This window comes from Ensifer canadensis (assembly GCF_017488845.2).
Lineage (GTDB): Bacteria > Pseudomonadota > Alphaproteobacteria > Rhizobiales > Rhizobiaceae > Ensifer > Ensifer canadensis.
The window spans coordinates 517,105-539,631 of the sequence record NZ_CP083370.1; the positions used below are offsets into that span (position 1 = coordinate 517,105).

The window sequence follows — 22,527 nt, forward strand, 5'->3', positions numbered from 1 at the left end:
TGCTGATAAGAGACACGCCTGCCGAGGCCGACAGCCTCGGCGCTACTTGCATAAAGAGACCCGAGCATGAGTGATACCGTGAAGAAGCTGACCATCCTGCCGACCGACCACCCCCTGCGCGGCCACGTTCGCCCGCCGGGTTCGAAGTCGATCACCAATCGGGCGCTGCTTCTCGCGGGTCTGGCCAAGGGCACGAGCCGGCTGACGGGTGCGCTGAAGAGCGACGACACGCGCTATATGGCCGATGCCTTGCGGGCGATGGGCGTTGAGGTCAGCGAACCGGACGACACGACATTCGTCGTTACCGGAACCGGCCGGCTTGCGTCGCCGTCCGCGCCCCTGTTCCTCGGCAATGCGGGAACTGCGACGCGCTTCCTGACAGCCGCCGCCGCTCTGGTCGACGGCCCGGTTGTCGTCGATGGTGACCAGCACATGCGCAAGCGGCCGATCAAGCCGCTCGTCGACGCGCTTCGCACGCTCGGCGTCGAGGTGACGTCCGAAACCGGATGCCCGCCGGTCACCGTCAATGGCAAGGGCGGCTTTCCCGCCGGACGGATCGAAATCGACGCTGGCCTTTCCAGCCAATACGTATCGGCTCTGCTGATGGCTGCCCCTGGCGCCAAGGGCCCTGTCCGCATCGAGCTTGCCGGCGACGAAATCGGCGCGCGCGGCTACATCGATCTGACGGTTGCGGCGATGCGTGCGTTCGGCGCCGAGGTCGAGCAGTTGAGCCCATCCATCTGGCAGGTCGCGCCGACGGGCTATCGCGCCGCCGACTTCGTGATCGAGCCTGACGCGTCGGCCGCGACCTATCTCTGGGCCGCGGAAGTATTGACCGGAGGGGCCATCGATCTCGGCGTTCCTGCCTCGGTGTTCTCGCAGCCTGACGCACGCGCCCACGCCGTCATTTCCAGCTTCCCGCATCTTCCCGCCGTCATCGACGGATCGCAGATGCAGGACGCGATACCGACGATCGCCGTTCTTGCCGCCTTCAACGAGACGCCCGTGCGCTTCGTCGGGCTCACCAATCTGCGCGTGAAGGAATGCGACCGTGTCCGTGCCTTGTCGCTCGGCCTGACCGCGATCCGTCCGGGGCTTGCCCACGAAGAGGGCGACGATCTCATCGTCTCCTCCGATCCGGCGCTCGCCGGCCAGACATTGCCGGCGTCGATCGACACCTTTGCCGACCATCGCATCGCCATGAGCTTCGCCCTTGCCGGGCTCAAGATCCACGGCATTGCCATCGAGGACCCCGGCTGCGTCGCCAAGACCTATCCTGCCTATTGGGATGCGCTTGCATCGCTTGGCGTTACCTTCACCGGTGATCGTCCTTGATCTCGCGCCTCAAAGCTTTTCCAGGAAGAGTGCGAAGCGGTTTTCCGCCATGAGACGCGAAAAACCATGAAACCGCTCCTCAAGATCGATCGAAAGGTCTGAGACCGCATGACCCGTTTCGTCGCCCTGCTTGGCATCTTCTTCTTCCTGCTGGCGACAGCGGGTGTCGGCCGGGCGGACGAGGTGTTTTCGTCCTATCATTCGGTGATCGATGTCGCCGAGAACGGAACGCTGACGGTCACCGAGACGATCACCGCCAATGTCGAGGGAAACCAGATCCGGCGGGGCATCTTTCGTGACCTGCCGCTGACCTTCACCGATGCCAAGGGCCGCCGCAGCAAGGTGGATTTCAAGCTGCTTTCGGTCGAACGCGACGGCGAGGAGGAGCCCTACCGCACCGAATCGATCTCGGGCGGCATCCGCATCTACACCGGCTCTGCCGAGGTCTTTCTGCCACACGGCGAGCATACGTTCCAGTTCACCTATGAGACCAGCCGGCAGATCCGCTTCTTCGACGATCATGACGAACTCTACTGGAACGTGACCGGCACCGAATGGGCGTTCCCGATCGACGAGGCGAGCGCAACCGTCAATCTGCCGGAAGGGGTGCGGCCCGAGGCACTCGACGTTTTCACCGGCGGTTATGGCGCAACCGGCAAGGACGCGCTGGCGTCGGAGGAAGGCAGCGAAATCTTCTTTGCAACCACCCGGCGGCTCGAGCCGAAGGAGGGTCTGACGATCGCGGTCAAGATGCCGAAGGGCAGCATCGACCAGCCGACCATGAGCCAGGAAAACACCTGGTGGCTGCGCGATCATATGGCGCTTGTCATTGCTGGAGCAGGTCTCGTGGTGGTGGCGCTCTACTATGGCCGCGCCTGGCTGAAGGTGGGCCGGGACCCGGCGCGCGGCGTGATGGTGCCGCGCTGGGACGCGCCTGAGGGCATTTCGCCGGCGCTTGTCAACTATATCGACAACAGGGGCTTTTCCGGCGAGGGGTGGACGGCTCTGTCGGCATCGGCGCTCAGCCTCGCGGTGAAGGGCCATGTCGTCCTTGAAGATCTGAAGAGCGCCATCATCATTGCCGCGACCGGCAAGGGCAGCAGCGAAAAGCTGCCGACCGGCGAGGCGAGCCTGATGAAGGCCGTCAATGCCGCCGGCGGCAAGTTGAAGATCGACAGGGCCAATGGCACGAAGGTGCAGGCGACGGGTGCCGACTTCCGCAATGCCATGGAGCGCGAGCACCGCGGCAAATACTATCTGGCCAACACCGGTTACATCATTGCCGGGGTGCTGCTTTCGGTTCTTGCGATCGCCGCGGTGTTCCTGTTCGGCGATTTGAGCGAGGACAGCATCCCGCTGGTGATCGTCCCCGTCTTCATCGCCTTTTTCGTTTCCATCTTCGCCGTTTCCTTCGGCAAATCCCTGCGGCGCGAAAAGAGCCTGATGAGCCGGATCATGTCGATCGTGGTGATCGCCTTCATCGGCTTCGTCGCCTTCACCATCTTTTCAAGCATCCTTGCGGTCGTCTTCTACTCCGCCTCCGAGACCGACGAGCTGCCGCTGCTGTTTGCGATCGGCGGCATCGTACTTGTCAACGTGCTGTTCTTCTTCCTGATGGGCGCGCCGACGCCGCTCGGTACCCGGATGATGGATGGCATCGACGGCCTCAGGCAATACATGACGCTTGCCGAGAAGGATCGGATGAATATGCAAGGTGCGCCCGAAATGTCGCCCCGGCATTTCGAGACCCTGTTGCCCTATGCCGTTGCGCTTGGGGTGGAAAAGCCGTGGACGCAAACCTTCGATCACTGGCTGCTGGCTGCCGCTGCCGGGCCAGCTGCCACTGCCGCCTACCAGCCTGCCTGGTACCATGGCGATGGCTTCGGATCGAGTTCGTTCGGGGATCGGATCGGCGGCTTTGCCGGCTCGATGGCCGACACCATGACCTCCTCCTTGCCGCCCCCGCCGAAATCCTCGTCGTCGGGCTTTTCCACGGGCGGCGGTTTTTCCGGCGGCGGTGGCGGCGGTGGCGGCGGCGGCGGCTGGTGATCGTACCGCGACCCTCCTGCCTCTAAATCAAATTCATCGTCGGGCTTGGTGACATTTTCGCCAGAGCTTGCTAAGTCGGCGCCAACCGTCCGGAACAGAAAAAGTCATCTCCCATGCCCGATCTTCTTATCGAACTCCGCTCCGAGGAAATTCCTGCCCGCTTGCAGCGCAAGGCGGCCGGCGACCTCAAGAAGCTGCTGACCGATGCGCTGGTGGAAGCGGGTTTGACCTATGAGGGTGCGCGTGAATACTGGACGCCACGCCGGCTGACGCTCGATATCCGCGGCCTCAATGCCCGTTCCGCCGATGTGCGCGAAGACCGCAAGGGTCCGCGTACCGACGCCAACGAAAAGGCGATCGAGGGCTTTCTGCGCGGTGCCGGCCTTTCTTCGATCAGCGAGGCCCATGTCCATAGCGATCCGAAGAAGGGTGATTTTTACGTCGCCCATATCGTCAAGCCGGGCCGTCCGGCCGAAGAGATCGTCGCTGAGGCGATGCCCGAGATCATCCGCAACTTTCCCTGGCCGAAGCCGATGCGCTCCGGGGCTGCCTCGGCCAAGCCGGGCGCTCTGCGCTGGGTCCGTCCGCTGCAGTCGATCGTCTGCACCTTCGGCTCGGAAACCGACGAAACCCATGTGATCCCCTTCGAGGTCGACGGCATCGTCGCCTCCAACGTCACCTACGGCCACCGCTTTCACGCGCCCGAAGCGATCACCGTGCGCCGCTTTGCCGACTATGCCGAGAAGCTGGAGCGGGCGAAGGTCGTGCTCGACGGCGAACGCCGCAAGCAGATGATCTCGGCTGACGCACATAATATCGCCTTTGCCAACGGCCTCGAACTCGTCGAGGACGAAGGCCTGCTCGAGGAGGTTTCCGGCCTCGTCGAATGGCCGCAGGTGCTGATGGGAAGCTTTGAAGAGAGCTATCTCGAAATCCCCTCGGAAATCATCCGCCTGACGATCAAGACCAACCAGAAGTGTTTCGTGACCCGCGCGCCGGGTGCGGAAACGCTCTCCAACAAGTTCATCCTCGTTTCCAACATCGAGGCGAAGGACGGCGGCAAGGAGATCGTTCACGGCAACGGCAAGGTCGTGCGCGCCCGCCTGTCGGACGCCGCCCACTTCTGGCACCGCGACCAGGGCAACCTGCCGGACCTGGAAACATTGAAGCCGTCGGCTGAAAAATTCGACCTCGATCTCCACAAGCCGCTCGACCAGCGCATGGCGAAACTCGATGCGCTGAACGTCACCTTCCATGCCAAGCTCGGCACACAGGGCGAACGTGTTGCCCGCATCCGTGCGCTTGCCGCCGAGCTTGCCAAGGTAACCGGCGCCGACGCCAAGTTGGTCGATCGTGCCGTGGTGCTGGCAAAGGCTGACCTGCGCACCGAAGCCGTCGGCGAGTTCCCCGAACTTCAGGGCATCATGGGTCGCAAATATGCGCTGCTCCAGGGCGAAGACGCTTCCGTCGCAACGGCAATCGAAGATCATTGGAAGCCGAATGGCCCCTCGGACCGCGCGCCGACCGATGCCGTCGCCGTGACCGTGGCGCTGGCCGACAAGCTCGACACGCTCGTCGGTTTCTGGGCGATCGACGAAAAGCCGACCGGCTCCAAGGATCCATACGCCCTGCGCCGCGCCGCGCTCGGCGTTATCCGCCTCATCCTTGAAAGCAAGGCGCGCCTGCCGCTCACGCCGTTCCTCGAGATCGCGCTGACCGCCCTGCGGGCGCAGAAGCCGGCGCTGACGAGCGATGTGTCGGCGGACCTGCTCTCCTTCTTCCACGATCGCCTCAAGGTCTATCTGCGCGATCTCGGCGCCCGTCACGACCTGATCGATGCGGTGCTGACGTCGGATGCGGACGATCTGCTGATGATCGCCCGTCGCGTCGAGGCGCTGACCGCCTTCATCACCGACGAAGAGGGCAAGAACCTGCTCGCCGGCACCAAGCGCGCGACGCAGATCCTCGCAGCCGAAGAGAAAAAAGGTACGGCCGTGGCCGACGCCGTCGACGCTGATCTCTTCCGTCTCGACGCCGAAAAGGCGCTGCACGCTGCGGTTCAGCTGGGCTCGGGCGAGGCACGCGAGGCGATCGTCAAGGAGGACTTCCGCTCCGCCATGCAGGCCCTGTCGAAGCTGCGCGAACCGGTCGACCAGTTCTTCAACGACGTTCTCGTCAATGACGATGACGTGTCGATTCGGGCAAACCGCCTGGCACTGCTCGGTCTCATCCGCTCGGCGACCGGCACGGTTGCCGATTTCTCCAAGATCGCGGGATGACGGGGGAGGTGTGCATGACGGCGAAGATCCTCGTCAGCGCCTGCCTCATGGGCCATGCCGTGCGCTACGATGGCGCGTCGAAGCCGCTCGTCCATCCGGCCATCGACCGCTGGCGCCTAGAGGGCCGGCTCGTCACCATCTGTCCCGAAATGTCGGCCGGCATGCCGGTGCCGCGTCCGCCGGCCGAGATCGCGTCCGGCATGTCCGGCACCAACGTGCTCGACGGCGGGGCAACCGTCGTCGAGAATACCGGCCGCGATATCACCGGTGAGTTTCTGGACGCCGCCGAGAATGCGCTGGCGCTCGCGCGCGAAACGGACTGTCGTTTCGCGCTGTTGATCGACGGCAGCCCGTCCTGCGGATCGGGTTTCGTCTACGACGGCACGTTTTCCGGCGCACGCCACGCGGGGCAGGGGGTCGCAAGGAACGGTATCGAGGTTTATTCCGACAGGGAGATTGAAGCCTTGGTCGAGCGGATCGATGGCCCACGCCAACCCAGATAACACGAGCCCAGATAAAAAGATTGCGCCCCTGCTTCTCTCAGGGGCGCAATCTCTCGCTGTTTCAGCGAATTGCCCGTCAGCCCTTGAATGCAGGGGAGGCTGGCCGGGGCAGGGAACTTTCCCGTTTAGGCCCTCAGTTTAGCCGAAGTTCGAGGCCGGTCGGATCAAATTGCCGTGAGCTTTCGGCGGCCACAGATGCCGCGACTGCCGGCTCTGCCTGTGTAAGGGTCTGAACCGCGGCAGTTTTGGCGGTCTCGTCGATCACAGACGCAGCCAAGTCATGATTGCCCGGGTTCGCGATATCGATATCGGCCGCAGCGGTCGCCGTATCCGCCTGTTCGGCTCCGTTCGCGGCTGCTTTGACAGCCTCCTCAGAAGGCTTGCTGACGAAAACAACCGGCGAGCCGCCGAGCCAGGCTTCGGTGCGCACAAGCCGCATCTCACCGTTGATTTGCTTGAGCTCGACCTTCTCGCTGCCATTCTCGATCTCAGGCACCACATAGGTGACCTTCTTCTTGATCTGCAGCGGCGGGCATTGTGCGCAGGAGACAGAGGCCACGCTGGAATTGACGGCCTCCCCGGAAACGACAGCTTCGATCGACTGTGCCCAGGCGCTGCCGGCGGCGAGCGCAACGGCGGTGGTGATCAGCAACAGGCGCATCGGTCTTCTCTCCGAGTTTGTTCTACAGCGCCGCGCGTCTTATCAGACGCGCAAAGGTCGCTGTAGCACTTTGAATTGCTGCATGTTTTGTCCTGAAATCGGCTACGATTTAAGGAACCATGCAGTCGGCAAGAATATGCGTTCTCTCTTACTTTCCCGTCAGGAGAATTGGTAAAAATTGAATGATCCGGCGCATTTACCGGCGGCGGTCAGGCCTTCTCGCGGGCAACCGCGCGCCAGCCGATATCGTGGCGATAGAAGCCGTTGTCCCAGGAAACGCCGTCGACTGCCGAATAGGCGCGGTCCTTGGCAGCGCTTGCGCTTTCGCCGATCGCCGTGATGTTCAGCACCCGCCCGCCCGTTGCAACCAGGCTGCCGTCCTTCATCGCTGTGCCGGCGTGAAACACCTTGGTCTCAGGCGAGGCCTCGGGCAGCGCAGCAATGGGCGAGTTCTTGTCGTAGCTGCCCGGATATCCCTTCGACGCCATGACCACCGTCAGTGCCGTTTCGTCGCGCCATTCGGCTTCCATGCCCGCAAGCGTGCCCGTCGCCGCGGCATAAAGCAGTGGCAAGAGGTCGCTCTTCATGCGCATCATCAGCACCTGGCATTCCGGGTCGCCGAAACGCACATTGTACTCGATCAGCTCCGGCCCCTTGGCGGTGATCATCAGCCCGGCGAAGAACACGCCGGAAAAGGGATGTCCGCTCTCCGCCATGCCGCGCATGGTCGGCTCGATGATCTCCTTCATCGTGCGCTCGGTCATTTCTGATGTCATCACAGGCGCTGGCGAATAGGCGCCCATGCCGCCGGTATTCGGGCCGGTGTCGCCATCGCCGACGCGCTTGTGGTCTTGTGCCGAGGCAAGCGCGAGCGCGGTCTTGCCGTCGCTGAGGCAGAAGAAGCTTGCCTCCTCGCCGTCGAGATAGGCTTCGACCACCACTTCCGCGCCGGCCGCGCCGAAGGCGCCATCGAAGCAGTCATCGACAGCAGCGAGCGCTTCGTCGAGTTCCATGGCAACGGTCACACCCTTGCCGGCGGCGAGTCCATCGGCCTTGATGACGATCGGCGCGCCCTGCTCGCACACATAGGCCTTGGCGGATTCAGCGTCGGTGAAGCGACCGTAGGCGCCGGTCGGGATATCGTATCTGGCGCAGAGGTCTTTGGTGAAGCCCTTGGAACCTTCAAGCTGGGCCGCGGAAGCGGAAGGGCCGAAGACGGCGACACCGGCAGCGCGCAGCACGTCTGCAAGGCCGGCCACGAGCGGGCCTTCCGGCCCGACCACGACGAAATCGATCGCCTCTTTCAGGCAGAAGTCCGCAACGGCGGCATGATTGTCGGTGTCGAGCGCAACGAGCGTTGCTTCCTCGGCAATGCCAGGATTGCCGGGCGCGGCATAGAGCTTGGTCAATTTCGGCGACTGCGCGATCTTCCATGCCAGCGCATGTTCGCGTCCACCCGATCCGATCAGAAGAACCTTCATTGCCTGCCCCCGACATGCCGAAATTGTTGCGTTGCGGTTAAGGCGAGGCGGCTGTCAGGTCAAGGGGGCAGGGGGCTATGGCGCACGATTCCCGCCTCGGAGTGCACCTTGTCCGGAGCGTCACGGGAGAGAGTAGACCGACATGCGCTCAGGCGATTGCCTGCTGGTTCTTGCGATCATCCTGCTCCTGGCCGTAGCGGGCGGTGCGCGTCAGCGCCCAGATGCCGAGATCCTCAAGTGGTAGCGGCTTGCTGATAAGGTAGCCCTGGAAGAGATCGCACCCTGCAGCAGTCAGCATCGAGAGTTTCTCCGGCGTGTCGACGCCTTCCCCGACCACGGCAACGTCCTTGGCGTGGCACAGCGCGATCAACGCCCTCAGAACCGGCAGTGATTGCGATGCCGTGAGGTTAGAAACGAGCGCCCGGTCCAGTTTGATCGTATCGGCGGTGTATTCGATGATCTGCTGGACAGAGGTATAGCCGGCGCCGAAATCGTCGATCGACAGGCGGAAGCCCTTTTGGCGCAGTTCGTCGATGTTGCGGCGGAGCTGGTCGCTGAACTTGACCGCGAAAGTCTCGGTCAGCTCAATTTCGATCGATTGCGGCTGCAGTCCATGGCGGTTGATACAATCGGAGAAATAGTCGGCAATCGCCTTCGAATGCAGTTCGGCCGAGGAAATGTTGATCGCCAGGATCGTATCGGGACCGAAGAGTGCCTTTAGCTGCCGGCAGTCGGACATGGCCTGGTTGATCACCCACCAGTCGATCTTGGTGAAGAGGCCGGAGCTTTCGGCGATCGGCACGAATTCGTCCGGCGTCACGTTACCGAGTACCGGCGAATACCAGCGCAGCAGCGCTTCGCAGCCGGTCACGCGACCGTCGGTGTCGACGATCGGCATGTAGACCAGATGGAATTGCTCGTCCGGATCGAGCGAGCGCAACTCGTCCTGGATCTGGCGCAGACGGGTGCGCTTGTCGTGCAGGGCGCGCGAGAACCGGGAAGAGCGGTTCTTGCCGCTAGTCTTTGCCTGATACATCGCCGCGTCCGCATTTGAAATCAGCTCGGCAAGGTTGGTCGCGTCATCCGGGCAGATGGCAGCGCCGATGCTGGCCGTCACCGGATAGCTCTTGCCGGAGACTTCGAAGCCATCTTCGAACAGCGCCAGGATGGCCGCAGCGACTTCGCGGACCGTGCCGTCGCCCGGTCGGGAGCGGACCAGCACCGCGAATTCGTCGCCTGAGAGCCGCGCCAGGATCGCCGGCTTCTGGCCGCGTCGCTCGGTGATCGCTTCGACATTCTCGGCGATGCGCGTTGCCAGGGTCTTTAAGAGTTCGTCGCCGATCTCGTGGCCATGCTTGTCATTGACGAATTTGAAGTTGTCGATGTCGATGAACAGCAGGCTGCATTTTTCACCCGAGACAATGGCCTCGCGCACGATGCCGGCGGCAACCGCGTTGAAATGACCGCGATTGCTGATGCCGGTCAGCGTGTCGGTCCAGGAGCTGCGCTGCACCAGCTTGAGCGATTGTTCGGACTGGCGATGCAGCTCTCTGATGTTTTCCGTCAGTCGCCCGATCTCGCCCTTCTCCTCCATGTTGCGGATCTCGTCATGGGCGCCGACCATGACGGCCATAACGTTGGCGTCGAGCTTGGCGATCGGGTCGGTGATGAACCGCCGGATGAGAACGATGATCAGCCAGATCGAAAACAGGCTCATCGCCACGGCACCAAATGCCAGCAGCAGTTTCTGCTGGGCCATCAGCCGGTCGAAATGATTGCTCGAAACCGTCAGCGTCGCATAGAGCGATGGCCCGAGATGCACGCTTGCCGAAAGGTCGTCGGTAATCGCGAGCGGCCACGGCTGAAGGACGACGTCGGCGCCGTATTCCTGCTTGAGTGTTTCCTGCATGTCGAGGAAACGATCCGGCTGGATCGCCACCTGGATAAGCAGCGCGCCCGATTTCTTGCTCGGCAGCGGTCGCGTGAAGGTAACGGGATCGAGGAAGTAGGAATAGACGATCCGCGCCTTGTGCCCGCCGTCGTAGAGGTAGGTCCAGTCGACAAGCTTTTCTTCGCGTATCAGTCGCCGTGCCAGATTGAGCTGCGCCTCGTCGATTTCGGCGAAGGGATCCCAGCTGTTTTCGAAATAGTATTCTGATTGCAGGTTCGATGTCAGGATCGACAGGGACACGTAGCCCGTCGGGTCGTCGGAGAGCGACTTGACACTTTCCTGCAGCCGGACGCCGAGCGCATTGGCCCGGTAGTTCTTGTCGGTTTCAGAGATGTACTGGCGCAGCGAATTGCTGTTCAGGAGCGCATTGAGAAAGCCCTTGCTGCGGCCGATCTCGTTCTGGAAGACGGCGGCGGCATGTTCCAGCCGCTGGGACAGCTTGGCATGTTCCAGCGCCCGGATCGATCGGCTCTGGGTGACATGGACCGAGATCGCCGCCAGCAGATAGCCGGCCAGCACCACGGGAAAGATCAGGATGAGTGCGCGCTTGCCGAGGGTCACTGGAAATTCGCCAATGTGCTGATGATGCGCCGGCGCAGCTGCACCGACGTCGTTGACAGTTCCTGCTGGTACTGACTCTTGGCCAGAATGTCTGGCGACGGGTAGATCGCCTGGTCCGCGCGCATCGCCTCCGGCAACAACGCAAAGGCGGCTTTGCTCGGCGTCGGCATATTGAGCGCCTGTGCGTTTGCGGCGGCACTTCCGGGCGAGCCGATATAGTCCAGGAAGGCGAGCGCCCGTGCCTTGTTCGGCGACTTGGCGACGACCGACATGCAATCGAGCCAGGAAAGCGTGCCTTCCTTGGGCACGACATAGCGCCAGATGCCCGGTGTACCGGCCTTTTCGTTTAGGACGTGCTGATCGCCGCTATAGCCAAGCGCCAGATGGATGTCCTTGCCGATGGCCTGGTTCTGGATCGAGCTTATGACGTATTCATAGGTCAGAACCGCCGGTGCCTGTTGCTTCATCAGGTTGAAGGCGGTCTTGAGCGTTGCCTGGTCGTTGGTGTTGATCGACTCGCCGAGCAGCATGAGGGGGGCGACAAAGGCCTCGTTGTGGTCGTCGTACATGGCGACGTGCTTGGTCAGCGCCGGAGCCGGCTGCATCAGGTCGCGCCAGGACGTGGGCGCTTCAGGCAGCATGTCCGATCGGTAGAGAAGGCCCATCGTGCCCCAGAGATAGGGCAGGCCATGGTTCGAGCAGCGCTTGCGCCAGCTTTCGTCATAATCCCTGAGCGAGGCGACATTGGTCTCGTCGACAGCCTCGAGCACGCCTCTGCGCCCAAAGAGCGCGGCGCCGTTCTCGCCGGTCACCACCAGATCGACGATGCTGTTCGGGTCGGCCAACACCTCGTCGCGGGTATCGCCGTTGTCGTAGTAGACCTGATGGATTCCTACGCCGGTTATTGCCGTCCAGCGGTCGAGGATCGCCTGATCGATATAGGATTCCCAGATCAGCAGGTTGAGCGTTTCGGCTTGCCCCGCCGTTGCCAGGAGCAACGTCGTCAAAAAGGCGGGAATCGCCGATCGCCCTCGCATTGTCTACCCCTGCCCAAGCCCCATCCAGCGACCGTAGCGCGCAAAAATTGATGAATGATTACGCAGGGCTGCGGGAAATAGCATGGTTGGAGCAAGGCGTTGCCGGGCGGAAAAACAGAACGGGCGCCGCATGGCGGCGCCCGTTGAAAAGTCTGCTGCTGGATGTCTGCCTAATGCCGCGCGGGCATCCTCGGCAGAAGGATCGTCAGAATGCCGAGCAGCGGTAGATACGAGCAGACCGTGTAGACGAACTCGATGCCCTGCCGGTCAGCAAAAATGCCGAGAAGAGCCGCACCCATGCCGCCGAAGCCGAAGGCGAAACCAAAGAAGACACCGGCAATCAGCCCCACGCGTCCCGGCACTAGTTCCTGCGCGAAAACGACGATCGCCGAAAACGCCGAGGAGAAGATGAAGCCGATGATGATCGACAGCACGCCCGTCCAGAAGAGGTTCGCATAGGGCAGCATCAGCGCGAAGGGGATGACGCCGAGGATCGAGAACCAGATGACGAAGCGCGCGCCGTAACGGTCGCCGATCGGACCGCCGAGGAAAGTGCCGGCGGCGGCAGCGCCCAGGAACAGGAACAGCATCAGCTGTGCTTGCTGAACGGTAACGCTGAACTTCTCGATGACGAAGAAGGTGAAATAGCTGGAGATGCTGGCCATGTAGACGTTCTTGGTGGCGGTCAGCAGCACCAGCACGGCGACGGCCCAGATCACGCGGTTCTTCGGCAGCGGCAAGGCGCGGCTCGGCGCCGGCTTGCTCATCGACGAGCGACGGTGGCGCACATACCAGGTGCTGACCCAGGTGAGCACGAAGAATCCGATGACCGCGACGATCGAGAACCAGCTGAGGCTGCCCTGGCCGAAGGGGATGACGATGAAGGCTGCGAGCAGCGGCCCCATGGCGCTACCGGCATTGCCGCCGACCTGGAACAGCGATTGCGCCAGGCCATGCCGCCCGCCCGAAGCGAGGCGAGCGATCCGCGAAGATTCCGGATGGAAGATCGCCGAGCCGACGCCGATCATGCTTGCAGCCAGAAGCAGCATCGGGAAATCATGCGCGTTGGCGAGCAGGATGAGGCCGGAGCAGGTGGAAAGCATCGCTACCGGCAGCGAATAGGGCAGTGCCCAGCGGTCGGTGATGATGCCGACGGCCGGCTGCAGCATCGAGGCTGTCAACTGGAAGGTGAAGGTCAGAAGCCCGATCTGCACGAAATCGAGCGAATAGTTCGCCTTGAGCAAGGGATAGAGCGCCGTCAGCAGCGACTGCATGATGTCGTTCAGCATGTGGCAGAAGCTGACTGCCAGGATGACGGAGAATGCCGTCTTTTCCGGGGTTATGCTCCCCGTTGAAGTAACCGTTGCCATGGATGTTTCCTTGCCGTCTCGATGGTTGTGTGCGGCGACGGATATCTCTACTGATCTTGCCCATGGCCTGCTTTTGTGATGTGGTCGAGTTCTTTCGCGAGTGGGCCAATGCCGATCCATCGAATAAATTTGCCCGAACTGCCCGACGCCGACCATTTCAGGAACCTGGACTGGATCGAGACCGGAAACTCCGCCGTGCTCGCTCTCGGCCGCGATTATGGCGCGGGCCTGACCGTTCCACTCCACAGCCATACCCGCACGCAATTGTGGTGGGCGCGGCAAGGCGTTGTCCTTGTGCGTACCGCCCACGGACGTTGGCTCGTCCCGCCGGGGCACGCCTTACTGATCCCCGCGGGGGTCGAGCATTCGACCGAGATGATCAGCGATGTGCGCATGCACTCGATCTATTTCACCCCATCGCTGCTGCGCGCCGAACGGCCGATGGTAATGGAAATCACCCCGCTTGCGGGCAGCCTGGTCGATGCGCTTGTCAGCGTCGAGAGCGAGACCATGTCGGAACGGCGGGAACAGCTGATCATGGATCTCCTGCTCGAAGAGATCGCTCTTCTGCATGAGCGGCCGCTCGGCCTGCCTTTCCCGCGTGAGCAGAAACTGGCGCTTCTCTGCCGGCAGTTCCTGGAGGCACCGTCGGCGACCGCCAATATCGACCAGTGGGCCGATCGCCTGGGTCTCAGCCGACGGACATTCACGCGGATGTTCCGCAACGAGACAGGGGTCAGTTTCGTCACCTGGCGCCAACAGGCCTGCATCTTCGCATCGTTGCCGCGCCTTGCGGACGGTGAATCCGTCACCAATGTCGCGCTTGATGCCGGCTACGAGAACGTTGCGGCCTTCACCACGATGTTTCGCCGCATGCTTGGAAGCGCCCCCAGTCACTACCTGAAAATGTACCAGGGCCGGTAGGCATCGTCGCCGGCATGGCAAACGGGAGTTGAATTGACCTGGTTAACGGAATCGTAGGAACAAGGGGCAATAAGTCGCCCCCGTGTCCTTTCAGATGGCGCCAATGGCCGGCGCGCAGGGCACGTTCAAACTTCGCCCCGGCGAATGATTCTTCCGGAGTTGTTCCTTGCGTATCCGTTCTTTTCTTCTCCTTTCTGGAACCCTTTTGTTGTCCGCAGGCACCGCCTCGGCTGCTGACGGCCAGTATTTCTGGTCGGGCGACTGGTACTTGAAGGTCGGCGCCACCGGCTTTCTCGGCCCGAAATACGAAGGCGCCTCCAAGCGCATGTTCCAGGCCGCGCCGCTGATATCGCTCGGCAAGGCCGGCAGCACCGTTCGCTTCTCGTCGCGCAACGACAACATGTCCTATGCGCTGCTGGACCAGGGCGGGTTCCGCGCCGGCGTCGCCGGCAAGCTGATCTTCGAGCGCGACGAGAATACCTCCAGCGACCTTAGGGGGCTCGCCCCCGTCAAGTTCGGTGGAGAACTCGGCGGCTTCGCCGAGGTCTATCCGACCGATTGGCTGCGCGTGCGCGCGGAAGTCCGACAGGGCATTCGCAGCCACCACGGTATCGTCGCCGATGTCACCGCCGATGCCTTTACCGACATCAGCAGCAATGTGCGCATTTCTGCCGGTCCGCGTATGACGGCCGCCACCAGCGACTATTTCAGCGCCTATTACGGCGTGAACGATGCCGAATCGGCAGCATCAGGCCTCAGCACCTATAATCCGCATGGCGGCATTGATTCCGTCGGTGTTGGTGCGGCGATCAATTGGCAGGCAACGGAAAAGCTTGAGACCGGTGCCTATGCCGAATATCGCCGCCTGATGGGCCCGGCGGCCGACTCGAGCCTCGTGCGCGAGCGCGGCAGCCGCAACCAGTTCCTCGTTGGCCTGTCGGCCACCTATCGCTTCGACTTCACGCTTCCCTGAACGGTGGCGCCAAGCGGCGGGACGGTGCGGCATCGAACCGCTTGACCGCCCCGGCGCGTAGCGTCAAACAGGAGGCATGAACACGTCCTCCGCCGATTCCGGGCGCGTCCACGACGCGCCGTCGAACAACTGGGTCTACCGCGTGCTGCCGCGTGCGCTGTGGCCCTATGCGCAACTTGCTCGCTGGGACCGCCCGATCGGCTGGCAATTGCTGATGTGGCCCTGTCTGTGGTCGGTCGCTCTGGCCTCGGGCACGGCGGCGGCAGCGGGGCAATTTTCGCTCGGCCGGTTCGTTTTTCATAGCTTCCTCTTCATCGCCGGCGCCATCGCCATGCGCGGCGCGGGCTGCACCTTCAACGACATCGTCGATCATGACATCGACATGGAAGTGGCGCGAACGCGCTCGCGCCCCTTGCCATCGGGCCGGGTCTCCCGCTTTCAGGCAAAGGCCTTCATGGTGCTGCAGGCACTTGTCGGGCTGGTGGTGCTGCTACAATTCAATGCCGTCACCATTTGGCTCGGTATCCTGTCGCTGGGGCTTGTCGCAATCTATCCCTTCGCCAAGCGGTTTACCGACTGGCCGCAGTTCTTCCTCGGCCTTGCGTTTTCCTGGGGGGCGATCATGGGCTGGTCGGCCGAGTTCGGGACGCTTTCGTTTGCGCCCGTGCTGCTCTACGGCGCGGCGATCGCCTGGACGATCGGCTACGACACGATCTACGCCTACCAGGATAGGGAAGATGACGAACTTATCGGGGTGCGGTCGACGGCTCGCCGCTTCGGCGACAATCCACGCCCTTGGTTGATCGGGCTCTATGGACTTGCCATCGCGCTGATGCTTCTGGCGTTTCTCGCCGCAGGGGCCGGGCTGTTTGCCTATCTCGGTTTGCTGATCGCGGCCGTGTTGCTGATCTATCAGATCCTGGTGCTGAACATCCACGACCCTTCGCAATGCCTCGCATTGTTCAAGTTCAATGGTGTCGTGGGATTGATCATTTTCGCCGGGCTGGTCGCGGCCCTTTTCGTTCGGCTGATATGAAAAACCCTCCGTTTTGGCGGAGGATCCTGCAGTCTATCCGAAATGTTTGATACACGTCCGCCGGCACTTTCCCGAGAGATCTGCGAGAGCCTGATCGCTCAGCCCCAGCTGATTGCGCTGGCAGCCTTGCGCTTCTTCGCCTCGGTGCGCGCACGGAAAATCGCAACGATTGCGTCAATGGTGGCGGCAAGAGACTTGCGCATCGGGTATCTCCTTCTTTCGTGACCTTGGCTATGGGTCGGATATGGCACGAAGAAGGCGAGGCGGCTGTTTCCGAAGGAACACCCGCGATTTGGCTGTGAACGTTTTGGCGTTACAGCGCCGCGCGTCAAGTATGACGCGCTAAGGACGCTGTAGCACTTCAGACTTGCTGCATACAAAAACCGGCCGCAGGGAACGGCCGGCTTTTGCACTGGAGGTATTCGGTTAAGCCCTAGCTGCGGGCGATGATTTCGCGCCCGTCGATCTTCATGTTGACGCCAAGCCGGCCGGTGGAGCGGCGCACGAGGAAGCGCGGCCTGCGGTCGGCAAAGAAGGAGTGGCGGCGCCGCGGCTTGAGCGGTGCGGTGCGAACCTCGCCGAGATGCTCTTCGAGGGCGCGAGCGACGCCATCGGCTTCGACCATCAGCATCGGAATGCGATAGGCTTCGGCCCAGGCGCGCCAATCGGCAGCAATGTCGGAAAGATCATGTGCAACGAGCAGCGGAACACAAAGGTCCGGATCGTCATGATGAAGTTCAAGCGTCACTGTAACGTCTCCGTCGCCGTGGTCGATCGCGCGTGCCGCGACCCCTTTGAATGCCCGCGCCGGCAGTGCGATCGAAAGCGGCAGGCCGCTTGATGGTAGCACCTTGCGCAGAACCGCGCCACGCTCGTCCAGGCTGATCGTGACATTGCCTGTGTGGCCACGCAGGACGTAGCTTGCCTGCTGAGGAAAGCGCTTCGGATCGAGCCGGAGCGTGTTTTCGACCCATGCGGGTTGAGAGAGTGTATTGCGCATTTCAATCGCCCTTGTTTTTCCTTGAGAGCCGATTTCCGGTCTTCTCTTCGGGACTTTTCGTCCTCTATGGGCTGGAGAATAGGCGGCTCCCCTTCCGGCCGACTTAAAAATCGCGGTTAAGAAAACTTTGCGTTTTTCGATGGTTAGCAAAAGCCGAGCAGCCAAGGTTTCCGTTTCGTCAACGCGGTGGCTCGCATTCTTGGCAATGGCCTGGTCGCGGCCGGCGAAAAGCCACACACAAGCCTGTCGTGCAATCATGCCGTGTCAGAATTCTGTTTCGGGGGATTGGTGTGACCCGCCCCTGGGTTAAGCGACGGGGCAGCAGGCATGGTTTCGACCTATCTCAATTACAGCCGGATCACGAGCGACTTGAGGACCAGCCTCGATCGTGTTGCCGACCGGCCGCTGGTCGCGCGCGAAGCGCAGTACTACAAGGAAAATATCGGCAACGTGAAAACGGTCGACGATTTCCTCGACGATTACCGGCTCTATTCCTACGCCATGAAGGCACACGGTCTCGAAGACATGACCTATGCCAAGGCCTTCATGCGCAAGGTGCTTGAAAGCGATCTGAAGGATACGGACAGTTTTGCCAACCGCCTCACGGACGAACGCTATCGCAACTTTGCCGAAGCGTTCAGCTTCAGCACATCGTCAGCCGCGGCACAGACGACGGCGCAACAGGATGCACTGATCGGTCTCTATAATGAACGGGTCGCCAATCTCGACACTGTTCTCAAAGGAGACAACGCCTATTTCAACGCAGCTATGGATCTCGTCACCAACGTCGATCAGTTCCTCGGAAATGAACGTTTGCGTTCCTATGCCTTCGGCATCTTTGGCATCGATGCGCGCAACTACTCCTATGATCAGGTCAGATACGCGTTGACCGCCGAGCCGGCGGATCTTGCCAATTCCCAGACCACGGCGCAGACCCGGCTTACCGAAGCCACGAAGACGCTGACTGACTTTGACACGCGGGCAACTGCGATGAAGGACATCGCGACGCTGACGGCACAGCTTGCAGAGGCGCCAGCGGCGGACAAGCCTGGGATCCAGGCGCAGATCGACGCCAAGAACGCCATCGTCGCCGATCTCAACACCAAGCTGCCGCCGGTCGGTAACGAGTCGACCGCATTGATGAATCAACTTTCGACCGAAGTGAACATGCTGAATAGGCAGATCAGCATGCTCGATGCCTACAGGCAATTGAACGGCGCCTTCAACTTCGAAGCCGATGGTAGCGTGGCCGCGGGCAGCAAGGCGATCACCGACGAAAAGAAGAAGATGCTGAATGAGGCCTATATCTTCAGCAGCCCTCGGCTGACGCCATCGGGAGCCATCCTTAACCGGGATTATTTCGAGCAGAAGATCGGTTCGATCACGACCGTTGCGGAGCTTGTGGCCGACCCGCGCATCGCGGACTACGTCAGAACGGCTTTCGGCTTGCCCACCACCACCGTGAGCGCGACGATCGAGAACATTCTCACCAGCGACATCAACGACCCGAACAGCTACGTCAACAAGTTTGGCGGTGAATACAACAAGGCCTACAAGGCCCTGCATGCCGCGTTCAATTTCCAGCCCGACGGGACGCTGCCGGCAGGCGCCAAGGCACAGACCGCCGAACAGACCAATACCACCACCAGCGGCTATATGGTCCACTACAACGACGCGGACGATGCAGAGGACGAGGGCAAGATCAGCCGCTACAAGCTGCTGATCAAGACCATGAGCAACGTCGATAGTCTCGTTGGCAACAGCGAATTGCGGTCCTTCGTACTCAGCGCCTTTGGCCTCGAAAACGAAGACCTGACACCGCGCAAGCTGAAGCAGATTCTGACCAGTGATCTCAACAATCCGACGAGCTACGCCAACTCCTTGCGTGATGAACGCTATATCAAGCTGGTGAAAGCGTTTAATTTCAACGCGGACGGTACGCTTGGCTCACCCAAGCTGGCGCAGAACGAGGCCGACATCGTCAATACTGCCAAGGCCTACATCGTCGAGAAATCGCGCTTCGGCACGGAGGACGAAAAGAAGACCGCCAAGGCGAAGGCGGAAGGGGAAAGCAAGTACTACACGACGCAGATTCAGAAGATCGAGACGCTTGACGATTTCCTCAAGGACAAGCGCCTCGTCGATATCGTGCTGATCGGCGCCGGCATTGACCCGGAGGGTGTCAAAACCGACTACCTCAAGCAGATGTTCACCTCCGACCTCAACGATCGCAAGAGCTTCATCAACACCGATCCGAACGGCTTGAAGTATCGCGAGATCGTTTCCGCCTTCAATTTCGACAAGGACGGAAAGATAGTTACAGGCGAAGCCGGGCAGATACAGACGCGGCGTGGGCTCACTATGACGTTCGACCTCTACCTCAACCAGACGCTTGAGGAGAGCGAGGGCGAGGACAATGCCGGTGTTCGGCTGGCGCTTTATTTCAAGCGCAAGGCGCCGGAAATCACCACACCCTACGACCTGCTCGCCGACAACGCACTGATGCAGGTTGTTCGGACCGCCTACAGCATGCCCGAGGGCCTCGCGAGCGCCAAGATCGAGATGCAGGCCGCTTACATCGAGCGCCTCATGGATATCAAGGACCTTCAGGATCCCGAGGAACTCGAAAAGCTGCTGAAGCGTTTTACCGCGCTTTATGACGTCGAGAACAACACCGACGTCAATCCGGGGCTTGCCATCCTGACGGGCGGCAGCGGCGGCGGCATCAGTGCCGACGCATTGTTCTCGCTTGCACAGCTGAGAGCCGGCGGCCGGTAAAAAGCGTCGTCAGTCTGCCCGCAACACCTTGTCAGGGTTCATGATGCCCGCCGGGTCGAACGCGTGCTTGATGCGGCGCATCAACTCGATTTCGATCTCGGGGCGGACCTCGGCGAGCTCGTCGCGCTTCAACTGCCCGATGCCGTGTTCGGCCGAGATCGAGCCGTTGTACTTCAGCACGATGCCATGAACGATGGCGTTCATTTCCCGCCAACGGTCGAGGAATGCCTGTTTGTCGGCGCCGAGGGGCTGCGAGATGTTGTAGTGAACGTTGCCATCGCCCATATGGCCGAATGAGCAGATGCGTGCGCCCGGCATCGCCTGCATGACGGCCGTATCGGCCTCCTTCATGAAGGCGGGGATGCTCGATACGGGGACGGAAACGTCGTGCTTGATCGAGCCGCCTTCCGGCTTCTGCGCTGGCGACATGCTTTCGCGCATGTGCCACAGCGCCTTGCGCTGTTCTTCGCTGGTCGCAATCACTGCGTTCTCGACCAGGTCGGCGACGATGCCCTGCTCCAGCAGTTCGTGCACCATGCGTTCGGCACTCTCGGCGGAATCGGAGGTGGAAATGTCGATGAGTACATACCACGGGTGAACGGTTTCCATCGGGTCGCGCACGCCTGGAATATGCTTTGTCGTGAACTCGACGCCGAGGCGCGGCATCAGTTCGAAGCCGGTGAGCGCAGTGCCGCAGAGGCTCGAGGCCTTGTCGAAGAGGGCCAGCGCATGTTCGACGCTGCCGACGCCGGCAAAGGCCACCTGATGGCCAAGGGGCTTCGGAAACATCCTGAGCACCGCGCCGGTGATCACGCCGAGCGTACCTTCGGCGCCGATGAACAGGTCGCGCAGGTCGTAGCCGGTATTGTCTTTCTTCAGCCGGCGCAGCCCGTCCCAGATCTCGCCGGTCGGCAGAACCACTTCGAGGCCGAGGCAAAGCTGGCGCATGTTGCCATAGGCTAACACTGCGGTGCCGCCGGCATTGGTCGAGAGGTTGCCGCCGATGCGGGCCGAGCCTTCCGACCCGAGCGACAGCGGAAACAGTCGATCGTTATCATCGGCCGCCTTCTGGATATCGGCAAGGATGCAGCCGGCGTCGGCAACGATGACATTGCCGACGGGGTCGATGTCGCGAATCCGGTTCAGCCTCTGCAGCGACAGGACGATATCGGCCTTGCCCTCGCGCGGGATCTGACCCGCCACATGGCCGGTGTTACCGCCTTGTGGAACGATTGCCGTTCGGGTCGCGCTTGCAAGCTTCATGATGCGCGACACCTCCTCGACCGAACCGGGGCGAAGCACCATCGGGGTGGTGCCCTTGTAGAGCCCGCGGGATTCGATGAGGTAGGGCGCGAGGTCCGCCGGGTTCGTCAAGGCATTGGCGCTGCCGACGATGTCGATGAAGGAGGCGATCAGTTCGGGAGAGGGGAGCGTCGTCGTCATGGCCCTGCCTTCGCAAATGCGCCCGACGGCGCTACTGCATAATTCCTTAAATCGGAATCGAATTAAGGACAAAATTATGCAGCGGGTTTAGAGCGTTACAGCGTCCTTTGCGCGTCATATTTGACGCACGGCGCTGTAAAAGTGCCTGTCGGTCAGTCTCTGGGGGCGGCAGCACGCTGCAGCCGGTCGAGGATCGCCTCTCCCAACCCTTCCGAAGGGATGGGGCCGAAGGCGATGGTTGCGGAGCCGCTGGCATCCGCCCTCTTCATATAGTCGAAAAGATTGGCAGCTGCCTCGCGCAGGCTGCCTGCCGGGCTGAGGTCGAGTACGATCGCGGCGTGCTCTTCGCCGGGGAGCGACGCATTGCCGAACCGGATCAGCGCTTCTCCCGGACGCACGTCGGCGGCGTCGAGCCGGACAGCTGCGCCCGGCGCGTAGTGCGAGGCGAGCATGCCCGGGGCCTCGATAGTCGCTCCGGCGCTCTGCGGCCTCGAGACGGTAAGGCCGGTCAGCCTTTCGATTTCGAAGACGTCGAGACCGCCCGGACGCAGCAGGCGCAGCGCGCCGTCCTCGACCTTGATGATCGTCGATTCAAGCCCGATCTCCGCAGAGCCGGCGTCGAGAATGAGCTTGAGGCGCGGCCCGAGATCGGCTTCCACATGGGCAGCGCTTGTGGGACTGATCTTGCCCGACGTATTGGCGCTCGGTGCGGCGAGCGGGCGGCCGAAGCGGGCAATCACCCGACGTGAAAAGCCATCAGGCATGCGGATGCCGAGCGTGTCGAGGCCGGCCGAGGCAAGCGCGTGCACGGTGCTTGTTGTGCGCTGGGGCAGGATCAACGTCAGCGGGCCGGGCCAGAACGCTTCGGCCAGGCGCCGCGACAACGAATCGAATGTCACATGGGCTTCAGCCATCGCCATGTCTGACACATGCGATATCAGTGGGTTGAAGCGTGGACGCCCCTTCATCTCATAAATACGGCTGATCGCATCGGGATTGGTGGCGTCCGCTGCCAGGCCGTAGACCGTCTCGGTCGGAATCGCGACGGGCTCGCCTTCGGCAAGCACCGCACAGGCACGCTCGATCGCCCGTTCCGGCTCGGTCCGTGTATCGATGATTTCGGCCATGTCGCTTCCGTTTCCCTTT

Annotated in this window: 16 protein-coding genes; 8 read left to right on the forward strand and 8 right to left on the reverse strand. The window is 61.8% G+C overall.

Annotated features, from left to right (window positions below; all coding sequences use genetic code 11):
• Positions 1-66: 66 nt before the first annotated feature.
• From aroA to J3R84_RS02505, 4 genes are all read left to right on the forward strand, one after another.
• Positions 67-1,335, forward strand: a complete 1,269-nt coding sequence (gene aroA / locus J3R84_RS02490) for a 3-phosphoshikimate 1-carboxyvinyltransferase (RefSeq protein ID WP_025426118.1) — start codon at positions 67-69, stop codon at positions 1,333-1,335.
• Between the two features lie 108 nt (positions 1,336-1,443).
• On the forward strand, positions 1,444-3,384 hold the full coding sequence (locus J3R84_RS02495; protein ID WP_203527633.1) for a DUF2207 domain-containing protein: 1,941 nt from the start codon (positions 1,444-1,446) through the stop codon (positions 3,382-3,384).
• 113 nt (positions 3,385-3,497) lie between these two features.
• Positions 3,498-5,663, forward strand: coding sequence for a glycine--tRNA ligase subunit beta (gene glyS / locus J3R84_RS02500; RefSeq protein ID WP_203527631.1), 2,166 nt, complete (start codon positions 3,498-3,500; stop codon positions 5,661-5,663).
• A gap of 14 nt (positions 5,664-5,677) precedes the next feature.
• Positions 5,678-6,166, forward strand: a complete 489-nt coding sequence (locus J3R84_RS02505; RefSeq protein WP_203527629.1) for a 2-thiouracil desulfurase family protein — start codon at positions 5,678-5,680, stop codon at positions 6,164-6,166.
• Between the two features lie 133 nt (positions 6,167-6,299).
• Here J3R84_RS02505 and J3R84_RS02510 read toward each other — a convergent pair whose 3' ends face one another.
• From J3R84_RS02510 to J3R84_RS02530, 5 genes are all read right to left on the reverse strand, one after another.
• The gene (locus J3R84_RS02510) at positions 6,300-6,827 is read right to left on the reverse strand and encodes a plant virulence effector HPE1-like domain-containing protein (protein ID WP_025426122.1); all 528 of its coding nucleotides are present in this window, start codon (positions 6,825-6,827) and stop codon (positions 6,300-6,302) included.
• A 209-nt stretch (positions 6,828-7,036) separates the two neighbouring features.
• The gene (purD, locus tag J3R84_RS02515; protein ID WP_025426123.1) at positions 7,037-8,308 is read right to left on the reverse strand and encodes a phosphoribosylamine--glycine ligase; all 1,272 of its coding nucleotides are present in this window, start codon (positions 8,306-8,308) and stop codon (positions 7,037-7,039) included.
• A gap of 148 nt (positions 8,309-8,456) precedes the next feature.
• Positions 8,457-10,820, reverse strand: a complete 2,364-nt coding sequence (locus tag J3R84_RS02520; protein WP_025426124.1) for a putative bifunctional diguanylate cyclase/phosphodiesterase — start codon at positions 10,818-10,820, stop codon at positions 8,457-8,459.
• Entirely contained in the window at positions 10,817-11,857 is a 1,041-nt protein-coding gene (locus tag J3R84_RS02525; RefSeq protein WP_057211582.1) for a polyamine ABC transporter substrate-binding protein, read from the reverse strand. The genes J3R84_RS02520 and J3R84_RS02525 overlap by 4 nt, the downstream gene beginning before the upstream one ends.
• A 170-nt stretch (positions 11,858-12,027) precedes the next feature.
• On the reverse strand, positions 12,028-13,227 hold the full coding sequence (locus tag J3R84_RS02530; protein WP_057211584.1) for an MFS transporter: 1,200 nt from the start codon (positions 13,225-13,227) through the stop codon (positions 12,028-12,030).
• 108 nt (positions 13,228-13,335) lie between these two features.
• Here J3R84_RS02530 and J3R84_RS02535 point away from each other — a divergent pair, with 108 nt between their 5' ends.
• The 3 genes from J3R84_RS02535 (at position 13,336) to ubiA (ending at position 16,160) form a co-directional block, all read left to right on the forward strand.
• The gene (locus J3R84_RS02535; protein WP_025426127.1) at positions 13,336-14,151 is read left to right on the forward strand and encodes an AraC family transcriptional regulator; all 816 of its coding nucleotides are present in this window, start codon (positions 13,336-13,338) and stop codon (positions 14,149-14,151) included.
• Positions 14,152-14,317: 166 nt separating this feature from the next.
• Positions 14,318-15,124, forward strand: coding sequence for a MipA/OmpV family protein (locus J3R84_RS02540; RefSeq protein WP_025426128.1), 807 nt, complete (start codon positions 14,318-14,320; stop codon positions 15,122-15,124).
• Between the two features lie 76 nt (positions 15,125-15,200).
• Positions 15,201-16,160, forward strand: a complete 960-nt coding sequence (gene ubiA, locus J3R84_RS02545) for a 4-hydroxybenzoate octaprenyltransferase (protein WP_025426129.1) — start codon at positions 15,201-15,203, stop codon at positions 16,158-16,160.
• Between the two features lie 433 nt (positions 16,161-16,593).
• Here ubiA and J3R84_RS02550 read toward each other — a convergent pair whose 3' ends face one another.
• On the reverse strand, positions 16,594-17,160 hold the full coding sequence (locus J3R84_RS02550; protein WP_025426130.1) for a DUF6101 family protein: 567 nt from the start codon (positions 17,158-17,160) through the stop codon (positions 16,594-16,596).
• A gap of 327 nt (positions 17,161-17,487) precedes the next feature.
• Between J3R84_RS02550 and J3R84_RS02555 the strand changes: the two genes are divergently transcribed.
• A complete protein-coding gene (locus J3R84_RS02555) occupies positions 17,488-19,938 on the forward strand; it encodes a DUF1217 domain-containing protein (RefSeq protein ID WP_025426131.1) in 2,451 nt (816 codons plus the stop codon).
• Between the two features lie 9 nt (positions 19,939-19,947).
• On the opposite strand, the gene J3R84_RS02560 is transcribed toward J3R84_RS02555, so the two are convergent.
• Together J3R84_RS02560 and J3R84_RS02565 are read right to left on the reverse strand one after the other, a co-directional pair.
• On the reverse strand, positions 19,948-21,381 hold the full coding sequence (locus tag J3R84_RS02560) for an FAD-binding oxidoreductase (RefSeq protein WP_203527627.1): 1,434 nt from the start codon (positions 21,379-21,381) through the stop codon (positions 19,948-19,950).
• Positions 21,382-21,533: 152 nt separating this feature from the next.
• The gene (locus tag J3R84_RS02565) at positions 21,534-22,508 is read right to left on the reverse strand and encodes an L-threonylcarbamoyladenylate synthase (RefSeq protein WP_025426133.1); all 975 of its coding nucleotides are present in this window, start codon (positions 22,506-22,508) and stop codon (positions 21,534-21,536) included.
• Between the last annotated feature and the right edge of the window lie 19 nt (positions 22,509-22,527).